This is a genomic window from Paraburkholderia sp. XV (genome assembly GCF_020177535.1).
Classification (GTDB): domain Bacteria; phylum Pseudomonadota; class Gammaproteobacteria; order Burkholderiales; family Burkholderiaceae; genus Paraburkholderia; species Paraburkholderia caribensis.
The window spans coordinates 1-2124 of sequence record NZ_JAGUUD010000252.1 but is presented as its reverse complement, the minus strand read 5'-3'; the positions used below and the strand labels follow the sequence as shown (position 1 = coordinate 2124).

The 2124-nt window shown below is 62.1% G+C and carries 1 protein-coding gene; it reads right to left on the bottom strand.

Features of this window, described 5'->3' with window-relative positions; genetic code table 11:
- A partial coding sequence (locus tag KFO72_RS41750; RefSeq protein WP_225034543.1) for a type VI secretion system Vgr family protein occupies nucleotides 1-1978 on the bottom strand: 1978 nt, incomplete at its 3' end.
- Nucleotides 1979-2124: the final 146 nt, after the last annotated feature.

Below are 2124 nucleotides of genomic sequence, written 5' to 3'. Positions count from 1 at the left end.
TGCCCGCGACGCTGTTCTGCGTCGCATCGCTGAACGCCTCGAGCGCCTGCGTGCCGTCTTTCAGCGATTCCGCCTGATGCGTCTCGCTCGCCGACGACATCGCATCGAGCACACTCCGCGAGTTCTCCAGCTGCGCGCGCGCCGCGCTCACATCGAGCGGCTGGCTGGCCGTGCCCGTCGACGGATGGGTCGACACATACAATCCCTGCGAGGCCCGCACCGCCCCATACGCATCCGATTTCAGATCGAAGCCGCTGCCCAGGTACGCACCACGCGTGTTGCCGTTCTGCGCGACCAGATACCCCAGATGCAGGAACGAGTTGGCGCTGCTGCTATAGAGCTGCACGCGGTTCTGCCCGCTCGCGTCGTCCATCACCATCTGGTTATAGCCGCTGCCCTGATACTCTTTTGAGCGATAGCCCGACAGGATGCCATTCGAGTGCCATTGCGGCGTCTTTGCGCCGTTATAGACGCGCCCCGTCACCACGGGCCGGTCACAGTCGCCATCGAGCCAGCTGACGATCACCTCCTCGCCGATACGCGGCACGTGCACGCTGCCATAGCCGCCGCCCGTATCCGACATCGCCACGCGGACCCAGCACGAGGCGTTCTCGTCGCCCGGGTTCAACCGGTCCCAGTGAAAGCGCACCTTGATACGGTTCAGCTCGTCGGTATACACCTCTTCATTCGAAGGCCCCACGACGGTCGCCGTCTGCAGCCGCATCTCCGGCTTGTGATGCTCGAACGGGCTGCGGTACGGGATGATCTTGCGCTGCGCCTCGACGCGCGCCATATAAAACCCTTCACTGCCGTCGCTGGCCTTTACGGTCAGCGATCCGGCGCCATGCTGCGCACGCGCCGCCGCAATCGCGTCCTTCAGGCTGTGCGGAAAATCCGTCGCGCCAACGGAGACAGGCAGATTGTTCTCGATCACCCATTCGACAGCGATCACCGCGAACTGCCTCTCCTGCGCGCCGCCCGAACCATGCTCCGGGTGATTCGCCAGCTCGAACCAGCGACCCGCATCGACGCCGCGCACGGCCCCCACACCATCGAAACGCCGCGCGCGCGATTCCCACTCTTCCATGCGCACTTTCGACAGATGATCGCCGCGATCCTGCGCGCCATACGTGTAGGCACCCGTGTACTCGTAGACCTCGGCCTGCGCGGGCAGATTGCCCTGCGTGGCCATCGTCGGCACGGACGTGCCTTTCGGATTGGCCGCCCCCGCAGGCGACTTGTAATCGAACGTGCGCGTAGTGAGCGTCGTGCTTTGCAGCGTGCGCGTGCCGGCCCACTGCACGAACGCATCGGTCTCGCTGTCCGTGCCCGCGCGATAGAAGTTCACCGTCTGCGGGCTCAGAGGCTTGAGCGTACCGATATCGTCCGTGATGACGAGCGTATGCGACCTGCCGTCGTCGGCCTGTTCGACATAACTGAACAGCCCTTCCGCTTCCATCAGCCGGTGACAGAAATTCCAGTCGCTTTCGTATTGCACGCAGAACGAGCGCTGCGCGAGCGGCTGGCTCAATGCAAAGCGGAATGCTCCCTGCGCCTGCGGATGGGCATTGAATATATCGGTGAGAATGGCATCGGCGGTTTTATCCTGCCAGATGCGGGCATCCGTTCTGAAGCGCAGAAAATGCAGCCACGACGTAAAGCCGATCTGATAACGGGTAAGCGAACTGTCGGAACCGAGCCTGCGCGCCGTATGCACATAACCGTGATGCGCGCGATAAGTCCGGTCGGTCTGCTGGACCCATAACGTGACAGGCTGCGCAATCAGCGATTTGAGTTCGATGCCGTCGCGCAATGAAACCACATCGACCGTAAAGGCGCTCTCCCGGCCCAGCCGCGCATGGCCGATCGCGCGCTGCGGCAGCAGGACATCGCCGCCCAGCGGCGTATCCAGCCTGAGCAGCCGGTCGGTCTGCATCAGCCCGCCAGTCATCGCCGCGATGATGTCCTGCGCCCCCATACCGCCTCTTTTTAATCCGATTGCGCCCACGCGCTACCGCGCGATAATACAGAAATGAAGACGTAAATCGCAATCGTATTTTAAAGGCAATGTGTATCAGGTCGTAATTGCCGGATTATAAAATGCTTGGTGCATATCGGAAAAAT